We start from the raw sequence: 20,960 nt of genomic DNA, 5'->3' as shown, positions 1-20,960 counted from the left end.
TTAATTCATACAATCATGAACACACGCGTATTAATAGTCGATGATCGGCCTACCAATCTGAGGATCTATGCCCAGTTTGTAACGTTGATGGGGGAAAAATATTCCGCCATCACCTATGCCGATCCTATCGAGGCCCTGCAGTGGCTGGGAAGCAATCGTGCGGACTTGATGGTCGTCGACTATCGTATGCCGCAAATGAACGGCGCCGAATTTATCCGGAAAGTCAGGATGATGCCGGGCGCCAGCGAAATACCTGCGATCGTTATTACAGCACATCAAGATCGCGAGTGTCGTCTTGCCGCCCTGGATGCGGGTGCCACGGACTTTCTGCAGAGTCCGGTTTCGCATGTCGAGTTCTGCAGTCGTGCCTTGTCGCTGCTGACCCAGAGCAAGAAAAGTGTGACCTTGCGCAGGCGGGCTTCGGAAATTGAGCGCAAGCATGCCGCATTTGACGCGGCCTCATCAACCGAGGGCCCCTCCGGCAAAAGCATGCTTGAGCAAATCATCGACACGATTCCGATCATGATCAATGCAACCGATCGTTCCGGGAAATGCCTGTTTACAAACGCCTATCAATCCGCGCTATTCGATAAAGATCCCGATGAAATGGTTGGGACGGATTTTGCCAATAATTTCGAACCAACTTTAGCCGCCAACAGCCAGCGCCGAAATGCGCTGGTTCTTAAATCCGGCCTGGCCATTCCCCATTATGAAGAGAAAATCACCACCGACGGTGTGGACCTGATTTTTCATTGCAACAAATCACCCCTGCTCAATCACAAGGGGGAAACAATTGGCGTTCTGACAACAGCAGTAGACATAACGGCCCGTAAATTTGCCGAGGAGCATCGAACTCACCTGGCGTTACATGACATGCTGACGGGACTCCCAAATCGTGTGCTGCTTGCTGAGAATGTCAAAACAACCATCGAGCATTGCAAGAAATCGAATAGCGAATCCGCTCTTTTGCTACTGGACCTCGATCGCTTCAAAATTATCAATGATACCCGCGGCCATCATAGTGGGGATGCACTGTTACGGGAAGTTGCAGAAAGGATTTCCAACGTCATCAGTCCGGAGGATTTTGCCGCTCGCATTGGTGGTGACGAGTTTGCGATTATTCTGAACAAATTTGAAAATATAGATTCTATCAATTCCCGTTGTTCCAAAATTCTCAAAGCGATCAACGAACCCTACGCAATCGCTGGCGTGGGCCAGGTTATCAGCGCATCGATAGGCGTAAGCCTTATCCCTAGAGACGGGGATGAGTATGAAGAAGTTCTGCGCATGGCGGACCTTGCGATGTATGATGCCAAGGCCAATGGCCGAAACTGCCATCGGTTTTTCTCGGACGACATGAACGAAATTGCCCAAGCCGATGCTGCGCTTGAAAATGAACTGCGTGACGCGCTTAGCGAAAACCAGTTCGCGCTGGAATATCAACCCATTGTTGATGCCAAAACTCTTGAATATGTCGGCTTGGAAGCTTTGATCCGGTGGGATCATCCACGCCGGGGTCGATTGCTGCCTATCCAGTTCATTCGGGTTGCCGATGACAGCGGACTGATGGATCTTCTCGGCAACTGGGTAATTGCTGAAGTATGTAGCGAGATAAAATCTTACGCGGATCGTGGTATTGATCTACCACGCGTTGCTATCAATGTTTCGCCGCGGCAATTTCAAAGCCAAAACCTGTGCGACGAACTGCTCAAAAACATCGAAGCCAATGGCATTGATCCATCAAAGATTACGATCGAAATTACCGAAGAGCTGCTGATCGACAATAACGAAGACGTCCGGGCAATGCTTCAGCGTATCCGCAGTCATGGAGTAGGCATATCCATTGACGATTTTGGTACCGGTTATTCCTCTCTGCAATATCTGAGAGATTTGCCAGCAAATTGCCTCAAAATCGATCGGACCTTTATTTCGCGCATTGAACATAGCGCGGCAGACCGGGCGATCATCGGAACCATCGCGCATCTGGCCCACGCGCTGGATATGCGTGTGGTCGCTGAAGGGGTCGAAAATGATGCCCAGCTTGATTTGTTGCGGGTCTCAGGCTGCGATGAAATTCAGGGGTTCAAGATTGCACGTCCGCAACGCTCGGAAGATCTTGGCAAATTGTTTAATGGCCCGGAAAGGGATCGTCCCAGCCGATCAGCGGAGGGTTGATCGACATGTTTTTCAATAAAAAGACGCCGGCCACTAAATCCCAGCATCACGTACATCATCACCATGGCATGGATGGTCAGGCACGTGACCGCGAACATGAAATGATCAAGAACCGGATCATTTTAATCATTCTCGCATGGACAGCTTGCGCTATCTTGGGTGCGGCCCAGGGCCTGATCGTCGGATTCGGCGTTTATTTCGTTCTCAGCATCGTAATCGCAATCGCCTATCACGTACACCGGAAGCCTTCAGGGTTAAGGCGGTTTGCAGGCCTCTGTACAGATTTCGGGGCAGCGACCTTCCTCTTCTATGTCGGCGGGGAAAGCTCTGCGGTGCTTTATCCGCTATTGCTGTGGGTCATTCTGGGCAACGGCTTCCGTTTTGGGGTGAACTGGCTATTTCTTGCCTCTGCTATGGCAGCCGTCACCTTCGGGTGGACGATCTATTCTGTCGATTATTGGCGCAACAGCCCTTCCCTCTCGATCGGCTTGCTGGTTGGATTGTTGGTTATACCGGGATATTGCTCAACCCTGATTACAAAAATCTCGCGGGCCAAGGAAGAGGCCGAGGCTGCCAACAAAGCGAAGAGTCTGTTTCTAGCCAGCATCAGTCATGAACTGCGAACGCCGCTCAACGCGATCATTGGCTATGGCACTCATTTGCTGGACACGCAGTTGCCAGAAAAACAGCATCAGATGGTCGCAACCAGCGTGTCCGCCGGACGTCATTTGCTGCACCTGATCAACCAGCTACTGAATTTTGCACATTCGGAATCGCTTGATGAACTGCCAGAACCAAAATCATTTTCCCTGGTCGAGGTGCTGGCTGACGTTAGCGATATTATGCAAGTTGGTGCCGATGAGAAAAATCTTAAAATCATTCTCCAGGCAGAACCAGGCAGCGATCAGGTCATTTCCGGCCAACTCGATTATATCCGAAACGTTCTGATCAACCTTACCAGCAACGCTGTGAAATTTACGGAATCCGGAACCGTCACATTGCGGTGTGGAATGGATTCAGAAAACGACCGAGGCGAAATGTGGCTTTCAGTGACCGACACTGGCCCCGGTATTGCACCGGAAGCACAACAGAGAATCTTTGATGTCTTCCAGCAGGCTGATGACTCAATCATGAGTGAGTTTGGCGGAACCGGCCTCGGACTGGCGATCTGCCAAAAGCTGGCCAGTCAAATGAGCGGGCGCATTTCGGTGTGCAGCAAACTCGGCGAAGGCAGCACATTTACTTTGTCATTCCCGGCCGAACCAGCGGAAACCGTAACCCGCAGTCCCGATCCGGTCAAAATTCTCTCCCTGACACGAGATGCACAGGTACCTGTTATTTGCGATGCCGATAGCCAAGCCATGACAATAGATCACATCCAGTGTCTAAAATCAGATGACATCGAAAAAATTCTCGATCACCGCAATCTTGAATTTTACGATATTGCTCTCCTGGATGAAGAAATTGCGAACGACTATGATGACGGGGCATCGCTATGGACAGCGTTCCGGGAAGCCAAACTTCCTCCCGTTTTGCTTACCGAAGGCAAGAAAAAAAGTCTGAAGGACATTCAGTTGCGTGCAGCATTTGCTACGCTTCTACCGCAAGGCTCAGATTTCCGAGCGGTCCGCAGCGCTGTCCAGATTGGCTGTTCCTTTGTAGGCTCGCTAACCCAGAAACAAATCGAACTGCGAGAGACTATTCAACCATTGGACGTTTTTCCTGTTCGGGTGTTGATTGCTGACGACAACCGCACGAACCAGATGGTCCTCGAGACGATATTGGCCAATGCGGGTCACGAAGTCACTGCAGTCGCGGACGGGGAGGAAGCTCTCGAAGCCCTCGAAAGCGGGAATTTTGATATAGTATTTCTGGACGTCAACATGCCCAATATGGGCGGGATTGAATGCTGCAAGCTATGGCGTCAGATTGAGGGCCCACGGATGCACGTTCCGATCATAGGTTTAACCGCTGATTCCACCGAGAGCACCGAGAAAAAATGTCTTGATGCCGGCATGGATTTGCGGATGACCAAACCGATTGAAGCAAAGGAACTGATTGAAATCATCGCTTCGCAAACCGTCGAACTATCCTCTCGAACAGCAAAAGCCATCGACGCTGATCCGATGGGAGTGGTCAGCAATATCGATGATCAAGCGCGCCAGCCTGATCGGTCGGCCGTTGATCCGGCTCAGCTAGACTATCTACTTTCGATCGGCGATGAGTCTTTTGTTCAATCCGTGGTCGAAGCCTATTTGCAAGACGCCGACGAGATCCTGATTGCGTTTAGAAAATCAGTCCATGATGAATCGATTGATGATTTTCGCTTCCATGCACACGCTTTCAAGAGCGGTGCCTCGAACGTCGGTGCCAACCGTCTGGTTGAAACATGCGCAATATTGGAGGTGATAACCGAGCAAGATTTCATGGACCGACGGTTTGAATATCTGACAAAAGTTGACCGGCAGGTTTCCGATATTCGCGCTTGCCTCGAAAATATTTCAGGAGTCGGCCAAGACAAGATTCCAGCCAAAAAATCTGCACTAATTTAACCGACCGCTGGTTCGCTATCGGTGACCGCGCGCAACGAGCGTTGAATACGCCGGTCCTGCGCTGATGCCAGACGCAGCATCTTCCGGATATCCGCCTCTTCCAGACAAAGCGCGGTTTCAGCCCATATGTCGGTGATCTCCAGAAGCTCTTCCAAACTTACAGGATTGGCGATTTTCCGGGCGCGATAGATCGCCCGTTCGGCATGAAACCGTTTATGATTCTTCTTGGTATATTCAATAATCGCAGCTTCGCCCATTCCGTCATCGGCCAATATATCGACGACACCCATTTCAAACAGCTCGGTGGCGGTGAATAATTTGCCTTCGAGAATGAACCGCTCGGTCTCCTGGCGTCCAAGCCGTTGTCGCAGGAAACTATACGCGCCCATCCCAGGGAAGAGATTGAATAGAATTTCCGGAAGCCCCAATCGGGCGCTTTTTTCAGCGACCAGCACGTCAAAAGCCAGTGCATGCTCAAAACCGCCGCCGAGCGCATCCCCCTGAACCAATGCCATGGTTATGATTGGTGCACCAAACCCTGTACTATTCTCATATTGCATGTGAACGCAGATGCGCGCGTATTTCTTTAACGCTCCCAGATCACGGCGACGGATACAATCTGCAAAATGTTTCAGGTCGCCGCCCAGATTATAGATCCCGGGTGTATGTGATCCACAAACAAAATAGCGCAAAGGGTCTGGGTTCCTTGAACCATCCATCGCATAATTGGAGTGAATCCAGTCCTGAACCTGCTGGATCTCCTCGCCCAGTTGATATGTATAACTGGGCCGCGATTTCTGGTTCATATAGCACCAGAATATTTGGTCGGAACGATCAAACCGCAGATCGATTTCCTCAAATTGTTTTTCTAGAATACTCGCTTCACAAGGGAGTGCCGCCGATACTAGCATTTCCTCTGCTTCAACGAGCAGATTTTGTTCCGGATCGTTGGCCGCGCGACTGCGAAAATCCATACTGCACTCCTTGTATGCCAAAGCTGTTGACATTACTCCGCCTAACAAAATCCTCCGGCTACGGTATCGAATTTTATGATATGCCCCATTTCAAAGCAAGCAAAACCCAGAAAATTGCCAAATATGCTTAATGGATTCAGGAATTTGCTTATCTTTGAATCATTTGCAGGAGAGTGATTGCGGGGAAATTATTAACATCATCCACGAATGACGCGGTTTTTCCCGCATAGCCTGTGATTTGGGTCGAGTTTCGAATGTGGGATTTTTCTTCGCAACCACAGGGTTTCAGCCCGCGTCTGACTCAGCGCCCGCGGATTGCTTAACCAATCCGCGAAATGCCCGGACCGCAGAACCATTGCCCTTTGTGACCTCATAAACATCCTCGGCGATAGGCATTGCGACACCATATTTCTTGGCCAGAGCAATCACTGTCGGCGCACTTTTGACCCCCTCCGCTACCATCAGCATTTCATCGACAATTTCATCAATATGGCGTCCTTTGCCAAGCTCGACGCCAACGTGACGATTACGGCTTAGGGGGCTGATACAGGTGGCGATCATATCGCCCATGCCGGTGAGACCGGAAAATGTCTCCGGTTTACCACCCATGGCGACCCCCAGACGGGTGATTTCTGCAAGCCCTCTGGTAATCAATGCCGAGCGGGTATTGTCCCCGGCTCCTAAACCATCGCCCATACCGACGGCAATCGCGATGATGTTTTTTAGCACGCCGCCCAGTTCACAACCGAGTAGATCGGTGTTGGTGTAGACGCGAAACAGCCCCGAGTGGAAAAGTTGCTGCAGCTGTTTCACGATAATCTCGTCTTCCATCGAGATGACGCTCGCCGCTGCCTGACCAGCCATGATTTCGCGGGCCAGATTGGGACCGGTTAAAACGCCGACCGGATGTCCCGGCAGCACCTCTTCGATCACCTCGGTCATCCGCTTGCTGGTTGCCAGTTCCAGTCCCTTGGTCAAACTGATCACTGGCACCCATGGGCGAAGATACTGCCGCGCTTCTTCCAAAACGCTACGAAAATTATTGGAGGGAATCCCCATGACCAGTACGTCTGCTCCCGACACCGCTTCACCGATTTCGGACGTAGCGGTCAACGCATGGGGCAAATTTACGCCCGGCAAATATTTGCTGTTCCGGTGATTGTCGTTGATATCGCGGACGGTTTCCAGATCTCGCGCCCAGAGTTTAATGGGTGCATTGCGCGAAACCAGTGACGCCACAGTGGTGCCCCATGAGCCGCCACCCAGCAGTCCAACATTCAATTCCATAAACACCCTCCATCGACGACTCCTCTAGCGAGAGTGCATCCTGTTTAAACTGCAGGGGATTTCAGTATTTTGCAAGGAACTCCAGATGCCTTTCGGCGGTTCGCCTGGGGTTTTCGATCATCGGAACATGACCGACATCCTCAAATACGACCGATTCAGCATTGGGAATGCCGTCTTCAAGCACATTGACGCAACTGACATCTATCAGCTGATCATGACGGCCCCAGATGATAAGCGTCGGCGCCTTCACTTGATCGAGCTGATCATTCAGTGGCTTTCCCGTGCCATCTTCCACGAGCGTCCAGAAAATCTTGTCGAGCAGCTCACGATGCACGGCGAAATCTTCGTAGAAAATCTTCCGGAATTGCCCGGGGACTTTCATCGGTTTGTGGGCAACGAAAGCGAGCATCCGCTTCACGTCGTCGGGACTGTGGATCTCCAAGGGGTTTATCCCTGCCTGGGCCTCTTTCTGAAGTTCACTTTCATTGGCTCCGACGACGCCCGCGTTGTTGAACAAGGTCATCGAGATCAAGCGTTCCGGATAATCCAGTGCAAAACGCAGCGAGACAAACCCGCCCATGCTGTTGCCGCCGATGTGGCATTTCTTTATCCCCATCGCATCCAGAAAATCGCGAACGCGGGCTGCCTGCGTAGCCATGTCATAATCACGATCGATGTCGCGGATATTCTCCCCGAACCCGGGCAAGTCCGGAGCAATCAGACGATATTTGCCGACGATTTCCGGCGCGTATATCGCCCAATTATCCTTGTCACCGCCAAAGCCGTGAAGAAGCACCAAAGGCTCGCCATCGGGTGGACCACCTTCGAGATAAGGCCAGATCATGTCGCCCACCTTGATCGACTTTGCGGTCAGCTTGCCTTTTCGCCGCAAGCTGTTGCGCAAGAAACCGTATAAGGTACGCGGAAACAGGACATAGACCGCAAGCAACGACACCATCAAGACGCCCAAAAGGATGAGGAAAATTTCGATCACTTCCAAGTTACACTCCTCTCGCCGCCAGTTGTTTGTCCAACCAGTCGGTCATATCGTTCAAGACCATATCTTTTTCCGGTTCATTGAAAATCTCGTGAAACAATTCCGGATAGATTTTGAGCTTCTTTTCCTGCGAAGAAACATGAGCGTCGAGGAACCTTGAACCGTCTGCCGCGGCCAGGCTATCTTCTTCCCCGTGGAGCATAAGCAGGGGCAGCGTAATCTGTCCGGCATTATTCTGGATGTTGGTCATGGCTCCAAGCATTTCCGCTGCCAGCCTGGCCCCCATTTTCCCGTTGTAGACGAGAGGATCGGCAAGATAATCGGCGACTACCTGCGGATCACGGCTGACACCATTCGGATCCAGTTCGAGTACACCGAGTTTTGGGAAAAAGCGGGACAAAAAGCCACTGATGGCCGTTAAAAAGGCGGAGGGTTCCTCTGCGGCCTTGATCGCCGGGCCGGAGAGGACGCATGCAGAAAATTTGGACTGATCCGATATCAGGTAGGTGGCGCTGATCAATCCGCCCATACTATGGCCAATGAGTATGACGGGTAGTTCCGGGAAATCCTGTCTGGCGCAACGGGCCAACTCGCCGATACCATCGTGAAATACCGAAAAACTCGGTACAAATCCTGGCGTACCATCGGATTTGCCATGCCCCCAATGGTCCAGAGCATAGACAGCATAGCCTTTGCCCACGCAATGTTCTGCGAAATACTGGTATCGTCCCGAATGTTCGGCATAACCGTGCACTAGCAGAATAACGGCTTTGGGATACTTGCCGGGTAGCCATTTTTGCCAGTATATTTGTGCGCCCGCAGCCTTTGATGCCGTCGGAAGCGTCAGCATCCCCTCCTCGTTCTTCAAGCGATTTTCCTTTTCACGACAAGCTCGTGATCATGCGCCAGTTCGCTTTCATAATCGAATAAAATCCGATCCAGCGTCTGACTGATCTTGGTCTGGGTACGGACCATCTCAATTTTCGGCCATGTCGTATGCTCACCGAGCCGGATCAGTTCCGCGATATCCTCAATCGGCAAATTGCTCAAAATCTTGGATAATCCCCAGAACATCGTTGGCCGGATAATGTTGATATCACCCGTATAATCCTGATTAATAACCGATAGCGCCATATTGGTCATGCTATTCAACCGCGGAAAATAGGACAGCGGCTTCTGCATCATTTCCACATTGGCGTTGAGCCACGCCTTCATGGTCGCGGTCGACGCGTTCCGGATAGAGGAGAGCGGATTGCGTTTCTGGCTGAAATCGGTGGCAAACGGGGTGATCAGCGGGTTCGCCTGACTGACAATATGGTGATTGACACCATAGAGCCGGGCAAGTCTTTTAACCGGCAGGTCATTCGTGACGGAACCGTCAACCCATTTGCGATTTGGCAAATAGGGAACCCGCTCGCCTCGATGGTTTTTTGCCGCCAATGTAACGGCCGGATAAATGCCCGGCACCGCGCAAGAGGCCAGAACGGCTTCGCGAATATAGACATTGGGAGATGCAATGGCGTTCAACAGACGCGAAGTCTGGTGTTTTTCCGCCGGGGCAATGGAAATATTGAGATGGCGCCCGGTGAGCTCATATGCCTCCTGAAATGTCAGGTCGGGAAGCAAATTCGTCAGGCGCTGGCGAATTTCATCTGCCCGCATCCGAGTGGGGCCACCCAGAAAGCCTCCCTTCCCTTCGTTTTCATGGTCCGAGCTCACGACCAGATTCTCCGGTTCGAAAAACGGCGGGATATCCTGATCACTATGAGTGCTCATCAGTGCGCCAACTATCGAACCACCGCTCGAGCCGGACAGGATGTGGGGCAGCAACCCTTCTTCCCAAAGCGCCTTGGCGACGCCGACATGGAAATAGAGATAAGCGCCGGAACCACTCATCAGGAACGCTGATCGCCCATAACAATGCTGCGCCCGTCGAAAGAAATCGAGTTTTTCCTCAAACGGGATATCGGTTACCTTTTCGCTCGCCAGATATTCCAGCGAATTGACGATCGCGTCGACATAGTCCTGAATGAGTTGCTTGGTGCCGAATTGCGCCTTCTGGTGCAGCCGGGGGTGGCCCATCCCGTCCATATTTCCGTGGATGCCTTCATTCAGTGCATAAAGCAGCCCGGCATTATCCTGAGACTTCCAAAGCTTGGAGATGCGTTTCAGGCGGCGGCGGATCGACTTATAGTCGAAATGTTTACTCTCGTCCGACGATTTCCATATGTCTACTCCAGTGGATTTGTCGTGCGCCTTCGCGGCTTTCGACCATTCAGAATAGCTTTTGGCCTGAGCCATTGCTTTTTCCATCTTCAACGTCGTGTTCAGGATCATCTTCGGTTCACTCTTTCACCAAAATTACGCATGGTATCGGTCGACGCTCTTGTATCGGACGGCCTACCATATATCCGCTTCCTAATTCCCCTTCGGATTTCCTCCTCCGATCGCTTTTGATGCAGCTGTTCTGGGTTTTTTGGCAACCCGCCGATACATCACCGAACCGTCTTTCCGTACCGCCGGCTTTTTTGATGCCACCGACTTCGATGCCATCGTCGTTTTATTGGTCCCAGATACACGCATATTTGGCTTGGCGTCGCCCAGTTCGTTAAACGCCTTTTGCAGGCATTCGCGGAAAAACTCAACATCCGGCATCATTTTGCGGTCGGAAATGATGTTGAAGGAGATTGTTCCGTTATAGCTTAGCGCAGCGATAAACAGGCCCATTCCGTGCGCCAGAGGTGCCAGACCATATTGGTGCGTCAGCTTCGCTCCATTCATATATAACTGAATCTGGGGGCCAGGAACGTTGGAAACCATCAAATTGCTCATTTTCGGAGCAAAACGTTCGTCGATCAGGATCCGCGCAACACCCGCCATGGTAGCGCCAGGAATATGCTGGGTTAGGTCGGTCAGGATTCGCGCGCTGAGGCCGGATTTAGCTGCCTTGGTTTCGCGCGTCATATCCCGGATTGCCTGGAGGCGTTCAAGCGGATCGGCAATATTCGACCAGATTTTTATCGTCATCGCAGATATATTATTGCCCGGATTGGATTCCTCACCCGAACGGCTACGTGCATTGACGGGAGCCACCGCCACAAGCGACTCTTCGGGAAGTTCCTTATGTTTGGTCAGATAGTGGCGCAACGCGCCGCTGCAGATCGCGAGCACAACATCATTTATCGTCGCATCGTTCACCTTGAGGCGCATTTGCTTCAGGTCGTCGAGATCAAATGTAATCGCGTCGAAGATTTTATTGGGCGTGACGGGACCATTGAACCGGGTTTGCGGAACGCCGGCATCGCTTTTCTCTTCGCCGCCTTTCAGGCTTTTTTGCGCGGTCGAGAGAAGCGCAGGCGTGAATTTCAGCAGCGCCTGAGCCAATTTTACCGGTGAGGCGACGGTACTGTTAACTGCACGGTTCAGCATCTCTGCGGCTGTCGGCAGGTCGTTGGCAGCTGGCTTGCCTTCGGGTAGCGGTATCGCAGGCGTTCCTTTGGCGTCCATGTCCGAAATGGCGGCAAAGAAATGAACCGCGGACACGCCATCGATGGTGGAATGATGGATTCGAGTCAAAATGGCATAGCTGCCCTTGGCATAGCCCGGAATATTGTCGAGACCTTCCAGCACATACATGTCCCAGAGCGGCCGGGTCATATCCAGTGGTTTGCTGTGATGGCGCGCCACATGAATGCAAAATTGCCGCCAGTCGCCGGGCTTAGGCAGGCGGCCGTGAGAAATATGCGCCTCGAGATCGAAATGCTCGTCTTCGACCCAATAAGGATGGTCGATATCTAGCGGCAAACGATATAATTTCCGTTTGAACATCGGCGAGACATCGATGCGCTTGCGCATATGTTCGATAATATCCTTATACCGCACCTTTCCGCCCGGTGCAGTCGATGGATCATAGATATAGACAGCCGTCACATGCGTGAGATTCGTAGCAGACTGAATATATAGAAACTGTGCATCTTGCGCGCTCAGCTGACTTATATTGCTCGGCTCGGTCATGAATTCTGTCCTTTCGACAGCACGGATCATTCAAATATCTTGTCGGTTAGCGTCAGCAGTTCCAGTCGCGACTTTTCCATACGACGGGAAAGGGCACGAAACTTCCGCAACAACGCCTTCCTTTGAGCAATCGTGGCCGGGGTTGTTTCCCCGGTCAGACCGAGACCCGCTGCCATTTTAAAGCCATTCTCAAACAGGATTTTGCCGATCGATGCCTCGCTGGTGATCCGGCGAAGCAAATAAGCCTGGCGCCCCTCTTTCAAAGCGGTTTCCACACAGGTTTTCTTGTCGATCGCGTTGCCCGGCTCCAGCCGTGACAAGATATCCAGAACGATCGTATAGGCTTCAACAAATGGCAAGAATACCGCGTGACCGACGAGCGGCTGGAAGCGGTTGGTGAGACTGGCGAGCATGGCACCCCCCTCTTCCAGTTTTGCCTGCCAATCCGGATCTGCCCGTTGTAATTCGACCTTTAAATTCTCACGATACTGCTGTTTTTCGGGATAGAAAAACTCGAATTTAAACAGATCACGAAGGCGGTCAGTCTCTTCCCAGAAAATATCGGCCGGGTTGCCGTCACTGACCTCTCGCGCTTTCAAAATCGACAGTTCGATTATCGCCTTGTCGAGAAAATGATGGATGATCGAATTGCGGTAATAGCTTGCGATCGGATGCTGATCAGGCTCGATCGCGTAGACGAGCGTCGAACCTTTGTCATAACGCACCAGAAGACCATTGTTGACCAGCGTCTCGACAACATTCTGGATGCCATCAAGATTCTGATCGGTCAGGTCGTCACTCATCCGGATGCCACGTTCCCGTGCCCAGCCAACCAGAAAGTTTGTCACCGCGCGCAGTTCGTCTTCCGTCATGGCGCGCGGGGCCGTACCGAGCAGGCAAAGACACATGAGCGAAGTCAATGTCAGCGGCGTCGCCCGATTGGCCTGCACTGCAACTTCAAAGGCCATTTTGGACAAGGCCAGCCGATCATTCGGATTGGGTGCCTTTTTTACAATCACCGGTTCGCCGAAATCAACATAGACCTTGCCCATCGGCTCGCGCAGACTGCGCAGATAGCCGATGAACCAGCTCAGGGATTCCGGCTTCTTGATCCGCCCCGTCTGTTCGCTGGCATATTCCTCGACATCCCGGATCAGATCGAAACTGGTAACAACGGGAATGATATGCACATTCTCAATATCATTGCTGTGCGCGCTATCCATCACATATTTCAGCAGTCCATAGCGCGGCGGCATCAGCTTGCCGAGCCGCGAGCGCGTACCTTCGAACGCCCAGGTCATCGGAAAGCGCTTTTCCAGCAGATAGCTGACATAATAACGCAAAACGAGCTTGTAGACGGGATTATTCTCAAAACTCCGGCGGATGAAAATGGTGCCGGCGCGGCGCAACATGAACCCCAGACCGAAAAAGTCCAGATTGATGCCACCGAATAAATGGATCAGCGGCAAGTCGTTTTGATAAGCAAGATCCGTCGCTGTCACGCCGTCAATATAGGTTTTATGGGTAAACAGCAGCAACGTCGGATGCTCCCGCATGGTCTTGCGCAAGCGGGTCAGTTCCTTGCGGTCAAAAACTACGTTATCTTCATAGCCCTGCGACAGCATGAACCGGTCGAGCTTGGCCTTCATGTCAATGAACAGGGGACTGGGTCTGGCTATCAGCTCCTTCATATATTTGGCAGCTTGTTCGTAAAGCAGCACTTCGCTCTCGCCCCGCTCACTCGCGAGCTGTGCCATTGCTGCCCGGAATCGCGCATCGCTGCGCAGGCCATCCGCAACGTGCCGCGGAACCTTGTAGCGGCGCCCCCGCAGCCCACGCTCGGCGATATCCAGCACGAGGCCAGCCTGGCGAACGACGAAAGCCGCAAACTCGGTATTGTCGGTCTGGTCGTAGTCCTTGCTGAGTTCGGCAAATCGCTGTTCGAGTTCGCCAATCGTAGCGGGTTGTCCCATCAGACATTGGGCTCGGCGCTTATCGCGCAAAAGAATGGATCGGGCACGAAAACTCCCCGGGTTGCGGGGATCCCCGAAAATGACATGCCGCATTTTGACCGCGCGGTTCTTGTCGAAATTCGGGATACGCCAGGCAATACGAACCGGTACGACCAGTATATCCGGATTGTCCTTCAGCTTTTCCGCCAAGGTGCCGAGCCTTGTTTTGGTCCGCTCATCAGATATCGGCAGGCTGACCCAGTTTAGCTCCCGACCGGGTCCGCCCTCGGCCATGGATGTACGAAGCCAATCAAGCAGATACCGGCGCTCGACCCGATTGCGCGCGTCAATAACGAAAAGCTTCGGGCCTTGCGCCAGGAGCGGTCCGGAATTTGCTATCTGCTTTGCTTCGTCCATCCCCGTTCCCTGATATTGTCTATTCGGCGGCTACCATTTTTGTCGCAGGTTTTTTTGGGGCGGCTTGCCGGGCCGCGGTTTTCTTTCGCGCTACCGGTTTTTTCGTCGCTGGACTTTTTGTGGTCGAACTCGCTTTCCGGGGCTTTTTCGTGTTTTTTGCTTTGGATTTGGGCGGTTGATCCTCTTTGATTAACGCCTCCAGCGCATCCTCCTCTTCGGCTTGCCCCAGCGCCTCGAGGAACATGGAGCGCACTTCCGCAACATGATCATTCATCGTTCGGGCCGACCATTTGCTGGTATCTACCGCTGGCAACACATCCACCCTGACCTTTGCAGGGCGCATCAGAAATTCATTTTTTGGGGCGACATCACCGGCATTGTGAATAACAATCGGTACCATCGGTACACCGGCCTGGAGTGCCATATGAAAGGCGCCTTTTTTAAACGGCCCGAGTTTCGGCGAGAGGGTTCGCGTCCCTTCGGGAGCGATGACGATAGATTTGCCATCAATCTTTATAGCATCGACAAGCGGTGCCATTGCCTTGATGGCGCTCCTTGCGTTGCCACGATCGATGAAAACCGTTCCGGCCAATTCCATCAGCTTGCCAATCACCGGTGTGTCGCGGACCTCCTTCTTCGCCACCCCGCCCATATCCCGGCGGATCAATTTGGCGAGGATCATGACATCCGCTTTGCTCTGGTGATTGAAGACAAAGATACAGGGCCGCGATGTCCACAGATTTTCTTCGCCCGTCACTTCCAGCTCGCAGCCGGTCAGCGCGGTCGCAATATCACCAAAAAGACCGGTTGAAAAATTCATCGCCTCGCGCTGCGATCCGGTCAGTGCCCAGATTGGCAGAGACGCGACGACCGACCCCACCAGGGAACCGGTGGCGTATATCGTCCGCAGATAGTCCACCGGCTTGCCCTGCCCCCGGCTTTCATATTTCTCCAGCGGCCAGTTATTCTCCCGCGCCGCTTCGCGCAATTTTGTATTCGGGTTCAAAGGCCGAGGCTTGCCAACCCGTTCCAGCAATTCGATATCGTCATAGCTATCCGAATAGAAATAGCTCTTGTCGAGATCGAGATCATAATCGGCTGCCAGATTTTCCGCAGCAATCACCTTGCCTTCACCAAAGCACAGCGGCCTAATGATATTCCCCGTAAATTCCCCATTTTCGACTTCATATTGCGAGCAGAGCACATGCTCGATATCGAGATCGCGCGCGGTCGGTTCGATCTGGTAGATGGTCGCGGATGACACGATCGCGATGGTATGCCCCTTGGCACGATGGGCCTCGATCAACGCCCGCGCTTCGGGATAGACTTTGCGTGCAATATGTTTTTCATAAAGCTCTTCGCCAAATTCGAAATAGCTGTCTTCGGTAACGCCTTTCATAAATTTCGCGGCACCCGTCATCAGACCCGAAAAACCCATATTGCCAGTGCTATACTGCGCCATCACATTGATTGTTTCGACGACTTCTTCAGCGGTCATTTCGAGCCGCTTGACTTTCTCCCACAACATCGCCGTAGCCGAATAGCCGGCGATAATCGTACCATCGAAATCGAACAGGGCAGCGATTTCCGGCCCTTCCGGAGAGTCCAAAACATCCTGCAAATGGGATTTATATTCAGCCTGCTTTTTCTTGGTCATTCAAATGTCCTTCGCCCAGTATCTATCGTGCCAAAAAACAGCGCAATTTCCCAGCTAATATTGGCAAAAGACGCGATTCATGGTCCGCTTGGGAACTGCAGTCCCTTTATGGACCAATTCTGACGGAAGAATGAAGGTTTTCCGAGAAATTATCTTGGAGAAAAAACAGGAGTCAGAAACCCTCGGTTTCGTAAGGGCTACAGTGGGATATTCCCATCATATCCTTGCCGATACGCGGATGGTTTCACAGCACTCCCCGATATGGGTTGCAGGGCCGCATGATGATCGCTACATGCTCCCCCGTCTATGAGGTGCGTTGGCTGAGTGGTCGAAAGCGCCGCACTCGAAATGCGGTATGCCAGCAATGGTATCTAGGGTTCGAATCCCTAACGCACCTCCACAGACTGAAGTTGCTCCCTGGCCAAGTCCCACGCGCGCTGAACGGGCCTCCTGCCTCCCCAGACAGCCGCAATTCCGTAAAACAGGCGTGATCGACAGCAATCACCCTCATCCAATAGATCATACCCCTACCGCAGCGATAGCTGCGGTGACGGGCACGGGCTATTTTGGCATGAGATCAACCACCTCCGTTTGCATCAACTGCGCGCCCAGAGACTGAACAGCGGTGCAGCGGTGCGCAGCAACATACAAGCAAGACAGAATATAGAACCGCAGGGACATGATACCAGCTTGCCATAAGCGGGCAGTTGCTTTGAAACTAGACGACGGGACTTGATGCAGTCTTCTGCCCGCCAGCATTTCGCCGCATGCCCATAGCTCCGGCAAGGACAGCAACCGCCAAGATAATCCAGAATGCAATCGCAAACGGAAAGTGATTCCCGATGACAAGCCTCGCAACGAGGGTTATGCCCAAGGCAACCGGAGTGCCCAAGATAATGCCGTGCCAGGCACCGCGGATCCCGGGCTCGTCGACACCTCTGCGTCTGCGTTTGCCGAGCCAGATATAGGTGCCGGTGGCGCAGATTGCCGTAAGCGCAGCCCCGAACAGGAAATAGGCGAACTTCACCGGGAGACCGCCGAAGGTTCCAAAGTGCAGCTGGTAAATGGAGGCTGCCGCCTGCTGCCCCAGTTCGCCATCCGCTAAGCCTGCCACATGGTCGAAGCCGCCTTTGGAGTTAAAAGCATAATATTCACCAAAAATGAGCCTCCGGTCATGCTCTCCAACAATCTGGACGTGCTGCCCTTTGGTCAGCGGATCGTGGATAATGGCGTAGGTCACATGCACATCGGGATATATGCGGGCCATATGGGAAAGGGCATTTGCGACATTGGGAACGGATGCCGGTCGGGAATCCGCCTTGCCTTCTTCTCCGAAAACAGGACTGTAAACCGCCTCGACGTCGCCCTTATAGTCGTCCGCGGCAATGGCATAAGCGGTAACGCTGGCTAGTCCGATCAGCGCGCCGGTCAGCGCGATCGCGACAGAAAAGGGCAAGGTCCAGACACTGAGACGATTATGCCAGTCGGCCAGGCCTATCCCGTTGCCATTGCGAGCGCGCAGGCGGAAAGCATCGCGAAAAATGCGCGGATGGGCGACCACGCCGCTGACTGCAAGCACAAGCATCATCACGCCAAGTATGCCCACAATGGTGATGCCGACAAGGGCCGGCAGATTGAGCGTATAGTGGAGCTTCACTAGAAAATCCGACCAGTCAATCTCTTCGGGTCCGGCAATGGAGCCGTCCTGATCCAAATGTAACGCTTGCGTATCGGTCGTGATTGTCGCCCGCGGCAGCTCCTCGTCCGGGAGATGGACATAGAGATGCGTAGTGGTAGGCTTGCCTGCTTCACTTGCCAGAACGGCCTCGACGCCCCGTTGCACGGCCTCGGGCGAGATCGAGCGCATTTCCGGTGCATATGGTTGCTCGACGCGCTGAAGTTCCTGATAAAATACGGCGACCGTACCGGTCAGCGAGACAATGTAGAGCAGCGCGCCAGCAATCAGGCCGATCGCGGCATGGGCGGAGAGAGATTTTTTCACCGTTTCCGGTTCGATTGGACCACTCATAACGGGCTCCCCGTAACAAAAGCCGGAATGGCGGTGGCGACCGGGATGGCAATGATGGCGAACTGACCTTTGCGGCTGTCGGTCATCAGGATGAGGAATGCCAGAACCGTCCAGCCGAGCGGTGCAGCAAAAAGCGCCAGGACATTGGCATTGGCTTCACTGGCACCCATTAACAGCGAGATCCAGCGCGTCGTGATTGCAAGAGCGACAGCGGAGATCATCCCAGCCAACACGACCAGCAGAAACGTTGCGCAGCGGCTCACGAGGCGCAACGGTTCGCCGGCCTCGGGTAATATCCCTGCCCTGCGGTTGGACGGCTTGCGCCTGGCTGGCGGAGATTTCCAGGCGGCGACGGCGAGGATGACAAATGCCGTAACCATCGCCCATAGCGACAGGATACTCACCCCCCACGCCCCGGCAAGCACCCATCCCGACGCGATTGAAAATGTGAGGAGAAGCCAGCCTGCGACATTGAGCGGCAGCGAGCGCTCCGATCGTGCCCAGGAGAGACGCAAGACCAAAACGGAAGCAATGGCGCTCGCCGTGCCAATGAGGAAGCCAAGCTCTTCCGCCATCAGAAGCGGTAGCTTACTGTGCCCATGACATTGCGTTCGCTACCCACGAAACAATCGCCGCGCGCCAGACAGGCCGAGTAATAGCGCTTATCGAACAGGTTGGTGGCGTTCAGCGCGAAGCTCCAGTTGGCATGGGTCACCTCTGCCAATGCATCGACCAAAGTGAACGACGGCGTAACGATGCCATCGGGAAATGCAGGTCCGAACGAACGGTTCTTGCCGACATGGCGCACACCGCCACCCAGAAGAAGCCTGGTGTCATTGCCCAGCGAGAAGCCCTTTGTGGTCCAGAGCGAGCCATTGAATTTGGGAACATTATCGAGCTGTTGCCCGGTGCCTTCGACCTCGGCCTCGTTATAGCTCGCATTGGCAATGACGGTAAATTCGCCCGGCAGCGAGACATTGCCCTCAAACTCGACACCCTTGGAGGTCATCGACCCGATCTGGATCTGGTCGAACGGGTCAGCCGTGCTGTCATCCGAAACCGGGCGATTGCTTTCCTTGATATGGTAGCCAGTGACGGTCAGCAGGATATTATCAGCGGGATGGAACTTGATCCCCGCCTCGAACTGGCGGCCCGCCTTGGGAACGAAGGCGCTGCCGTCGCTGGCAGTTCCGGCGATCGGTTCGAAGCTCTCGGTATAGCTGAAGAAAGGTGAGACGCCCTCGACGACTTCACCGATGATCCCGGCGCGGAAAGTCGTTGCCGCATCGTGCCGCGTTGCGCCGCCCATGCTCTGCGCACTCGTCCAGTCCCGCCGTGCCCCAAGCACGATCGAGACCCGGTCAAAGAAGCGCATCTGATTCTGGATATAGATGCCGAGCTGGTCCTGGTCGACGTCCTCGGACACATAGGTCGGGGTAGGCAGGCCGCCGCCGTAGTCGGACAGCGCCTCATAATCGATATTGTAGATATCGATCGCCTCAACGGTGAAGCCAGCGGTCTTGTGGACCGAGTTGAAGCTGTAATCAATGCCCGCGAGCAGCATATGCTCGACGGCAGAACCGGTATTAAAATTAAACTGGACATTATTGTCGGTGGAGAAGATTTCCATCCGCGCGATACTGCCATCGACATAGAGCCCCATGAGCCGCTGGTCCGCGTCAAGAAACGGATTGGTCGGGTTGGAATAATTGTTGGGATAATGGGTCAGATATGTCAGGTCACTATCGATATAGCGCGCCTTGAGATTGAGCTTTGCCGTCTCGCCGAAGCGATGTTCGAGCAGCGCCGTCCCCTGCAGCACACGACCGTCATAACGGTCCCAGCCGGGCTTGCCGACAAACAGGCTGTTCGGAAGCTGGCCGTTTGGATTGGGCAGGATCGTCCCGACCAATGGCAGAAATTGCGATGTCGAGCCGCCGTCGTCCTCTTGGTAGAGGCCGATCAGGGTGAAGTCGGTGTCTGGCGAAGGCTTGAAGGTAATTGAAGGCGAGACCATCACCCGGTCATCGGGCACATAGTCGGTTTGCGTATCTGCGTCCCGCACCCTCGCCACGATCCGTGCGGCGACCGTATCGCCAAGCGGACCGGTAAGGTCGACCAGCGCTTCCTTGCGATCGAAGGAACCATAGCGAAGCGATGCTTCTCCGCTTGCCTCAAATTCGGGCCGTTTGGATACGAGATTGATGATCCCGCCCAGCGCGCCCTGTCCGAATAGGACCGAGGCCGGCCCACGGACCAGTTCGACCTGGTCGAAATTATAGGGATCGGCGCGAATGCTCGCATAATAGCTGAAAATATCGCGCATGCCGTCGCGGAACTGAAGCGCGTTGATACCCCGTACAAAGGCACCGTCGACCCGGCTGTCAGGCCCATATGGATTGGCAGTCACGCCAGCCACGTAATTCAGCGTATCCCCGATGCTCACCGCGCCTTGTGCGAGATAGAGTTCGTCATCGATCACCGTGATCGGTTGCGGCGTCTCGATGATCGGCGTGTCGGTCTTGGTGGCGGTGCTGCCTTCTTCGAGCGCACCGGTCACGACGATTGTCCGTTGTTCGGAGTCCCCTGCGGCGCTTTCGGCCAAAGCCGGCAAAGGGGCGAGCGCCGTCGCGCACAGGATGGAAGCTCTCAAAAGTCGCATTATTTTCCCTCATATTCGGATCATGTGCGAATCTACTATTGCGACTCATTAGCATTTGCAATAAGAAAACGTGCTGCTGGATCAAGACAGCGGCTTGTTTCCGGTCCTTAGCAAAAGCCAGATTGTTGGGATTGCTCGCCTCGCGAAGCCTTCCGGGACCGGCAAAGACCTGTCTGGTCGAACAAGCTTCGATACAGTCCGGCTACCCTCTTGCGCCTCACCCAAATCCCGATGCGGCGCTTGC

The 20,960-nt window shown here is 53.6% G+C and carries 13 protein-coding genes and 1 tRNA gene; 3 read left to right on the top strand and 11 right to left on the bottom strand.

Translation table 11 applies throughout. From position 1 onward, the window contains the following. Positions 1-15: 15 nt before the first annotated feature. Positions 16-2,175 carry an EAL domain-containing protein gene (locus ACN0WX_RS06670; RefSeq protein WP_417621520.1) on the top strand — a complete coding sequence of 720 codons (2,160 nt, stop codon included), beginning with the start codon at positions 16-18 and terminating at the stop codon, positions 2,173-2,175. A 5-nt stretch (positions 2,176-2,180) separates the two neighbouring features. Beyond that, the gene (locus ACN0WX_RS06665; protein ID WP_417621519.1) at positions 2,181-4,727 is read left to right on the top strand and encodes a response regulator; all 2,547 of its coding nucleotides are present in this window, start codon (positions 2,181-2,183) and stop codon (positions 4,725-4,727) included. Here ACN0WX_RS06665 and ACN0WX_RS06660 read toward each other — a convergent pair. The 8 genes from ACN0WX_RS06660 to ACN0WX_RS06625 form a co-directional block, all read right to left on the bottom strand. Beyond that, on the bottom strand, positions 4,724-5,701 hold the full coding sequence (locus tag ACN0WX_RS06660) for a crotonase/enoyl-CoA hydratase family protein (RefSeq protein ID WP_417621518.1): 978 nt from the start codon (positions 5,699-5,701) through the stop codon (positions 4,724-4,726). The genes ACN0WX_RS06665 and ACN0WX_RS06660 overlap by 4 nt on opposite strands. 285 nt (positions 5,702-5,986) lie before the next feature. Continuing rightward, on the bottom strand, positions 5,987-6,988 hold the full coding sequence (locus ACN0WX_RS06655) for an NAD(P)H-dependent glycerol-3-phosphate dehydrogenase (RefSeq protein WP_417621517.1): 1,002 nt from the start codon (positions 6,986-6,988) through the stop codon (positions 5,987-5,989). A 61-nt stretch (positions 6,989-7,049) separates the two neighbouring features. Continuing rightward, a complete protein-coding gene (locus tag ACN0WX_RS06650; protein WP_417621516.1) occupies positions 7,050-7,982 on the bottom strand; it encodes an alpha/beta fold hydrolase in 933 nt (310 codons plus the stop codon). 7 nt (positions 7,983-7,989) lie between these two features. After that, positions 7,990-8,853, bottom strand: a complete 864-nt coding sequence (locus ACN0WX_RS06645) for a lysophospholipase (protein ID WP_417621515.1) — start codon at positions 8,851-8,853, stop codon at positions 7,990-7,992. Then, positions 8,850-10,298 (bottom strand): DUF3336 domain-containing protein, encoded by a 1,449-nt coding sequence (locus ACN0WX_RS06640; protein ID WP_417621869.1) that lies wholly within the window; start codon positions 10,296-10,298, stop codon positions 8,850-8,852. The genes ACN0WX_RS06645 and ACN0WX_RS06640 overlap by 4 nt, the downstream gene beginning before the upstream one ends. A 105-nt stretch (positions 10,299-10,403) precedes the next feature. Further along, positions 10,404-11,999 carry a WS/DGAT/MGAT family O-acyltransferase gene (locus tag ACN0WX_RS06635; RefSeq protein ID WP_417621514.1) on the bottom strand — a complete coding sequence of 532 codons (1,596 nt, stop codon included), beginning with the start codon at positions 11,997-11,999 and terminating at the stop codon, positions 10,404-10,406. A gap of 26 nt (positions 12,000-12,025) precedes the next feature. Beyond that, positions 12,026-14,368, bottom strand: a complete 2,343-nt coding sequence (locus ACN0WX_RS06630) for a glycerol-3-phosphate 1-O-acyltransferase (RefSeq protein WP_417621513.1) — start codon at positions 14,366-14,368, stop codon at positions 12,026-12,028. A gap of 19 nt (positions 14,369-14,387) precedes the next feature. Then, positions 14,388-16,025, bottom strand: a complete 1,638-nt coding sequence (locus ACN0WX_RS06625; RefSeq protein WP_417621512.1) for an HAD-IB family hydrolase — start codon at positions 16,023-16,025, stop codon at positions 14,388-14,390. 310 nt (positions 16,026-16,335) lie between these two features. Between ACN0WX_RS06625 and ACN0WX_RS06620 the strand changes: the two genes are divergently transcribed. Further along, positions 16,336-16,425, top strand: a tRNA-Ser gene (locus ACN0WX_RS06620). A 318-nt stretch (positions 16,426-16,743) separates the two neighbouring features. Here the strand turns inward: ACN0WX_RS06620 and ACN0WX_RS06615 are convergent. Genes ACN0WX_RS06615 through ACN0WX_RS06605 form a run of 3 tightly spaced genes read right to left on the bottom strand, consistent with a single transcriptional unit; the run spans position 16,744 to position 20,716 of the window. Then, positions 16,744-18,054 (bottom strand): PepSY-associated TM helix domain-containing protein, encoded by a 1,311-nt coding sequence (locus tag ACN0WX_RS06615; protein ID WP_417621511.1) that lies wholly within the window; start codon positions 18,052-18,054, stop codon positions 16,744-16,746. Next, positions 18,051-18,629 (bottom strand): hypothetical protein, encoded by a 579-nt coding sequence (locus ACN0WX_RS06610; protein ID WP_417621510.1) that lies wholly within the window; start codon positions 18,627-18,629, stop codon positions 18,051-18,053. The genes ACN0WX_RS06615 and ACN0WX_RS06610 overlap by 4 nt, the downstream gene beginning before the upstream one ends. Continuing rightward, positions 18,629-20,716, bottom strand: coding sequence for a TonB-dependent siderophore receptor (locus ACN0WX_RS06605; protein WP_417621509.1), 2,088 nt, complete (start codon positions 20,714-20,716; stop codon positions 18,629-18,631). Before ACN0WX_RS06605 ends, ACN0WX_RS06610 begins: the two co-directional genes overlap by 1 nt. Positions 20,717-20,960 lie beyond the last annotated feature (244 nt).

Origin of the sequence: Parasphingorhabdus sp., assembly GCF_048269915.1 — a bacterium.
Classification (GTDB): domain Bacteria; phylum Pseudomonadota; class Alphaproteobacteria; order Sphingomonadales; family Sphingomonadaceae; genus Parasphingorhabdus.
Note: the sequence above shows the minus strand (reverse complement) of the source record. Positions and strands in the feature narration are given on the sequence as shown.

What these genes read in the sequence shown, in the direction of transcription:
- ACN0WX_RS06655 (WP_417621517.1), bottom strand. Translation starts at nt 6,988, where the DNA reads ATGGAATTGAATGTTGGACTGCTGGGTGGCGGCTCATGGGGCACCACT.
- ACN0WX_RS06670 (WP_417621520.1), top strand. Translation starts at nt 16, where the DNA reads ATGAACACACGCGTATTAATAGTCGATGATCGGCCTACCAATCTGAGG.
- ACN0WX_RS06660 (WP_417621518.1), bottom strand. Translation starts at nt 5,701, where the DNA reads ATGGATTTTCGCAGTCGCGCGGCCAACGATCCGGAACAAAATCTGCTC.
- ACN0WX_RS06630 (WP_417621513.1), bottom strand. Translation starts at nt 14,368, where the DNA reads ATGGACGAAGCAAAGCAGATAGCAAATTCCGGACCGCTCCTGGCGCAA.
- ACN0WX_RS06605 (WP_417621509.1), bottom strand. Translation starts at nt 20,716, where the DNA reads ATGCGACTTTTGAGAGCTTCCATCCTGTGCGCGACGGCGCTCGCCCCT.
- ACN0WX_RS06635 (WP_417621514.1), bottom strand. Translation starts at nt 11,999, where the DNA reads ATGACCGAGCCGAGCAATATAAGTCAGCTGAGCGCGCAAGATGCACAG.
- ACN0WX_RS06640 (WP_417621869.1), bottom strand. Translation starts at nt 10,298, where the DNA reads ATGGAAAAAGCAATGGCTCAGGCCAAAAGCTATTCTGAATGGTCGAAA.
- ACN0WX_RS06610 (WP_417621510.1), bottom strand. Translation starts at nt 18,629, where the DNA reads ATGGCGGAAGAGCTTGGCTTCCTCATTGGCACGGCGAGCGCCATTGCT.
- ACN0WX_RS06615 (WP_417621511.1), bottom strand. Translation starts at nt 18,054, where the DNA reads ATGAGTGGTCCAATCGAACCGGAAACGGTGAAAAAATCTCTCTCCGCC.
- ACN0WX_RS06665 (WP_417621519.1), top strand. Translation starts at nt 2,181, where the DNA reads ATGTTTTTCAATAAAAAGACGCCGGCCACTAAATCCCAGCATCACGTA.
- ACN0WX_RS06625 (WP_417621512.1), bottom strand. Translation starts at nt 16,025, where the DNA reads ATGACCAAGAAAAAGCAGGCTGAATATAAATCCCATTTGCAGGATGTT.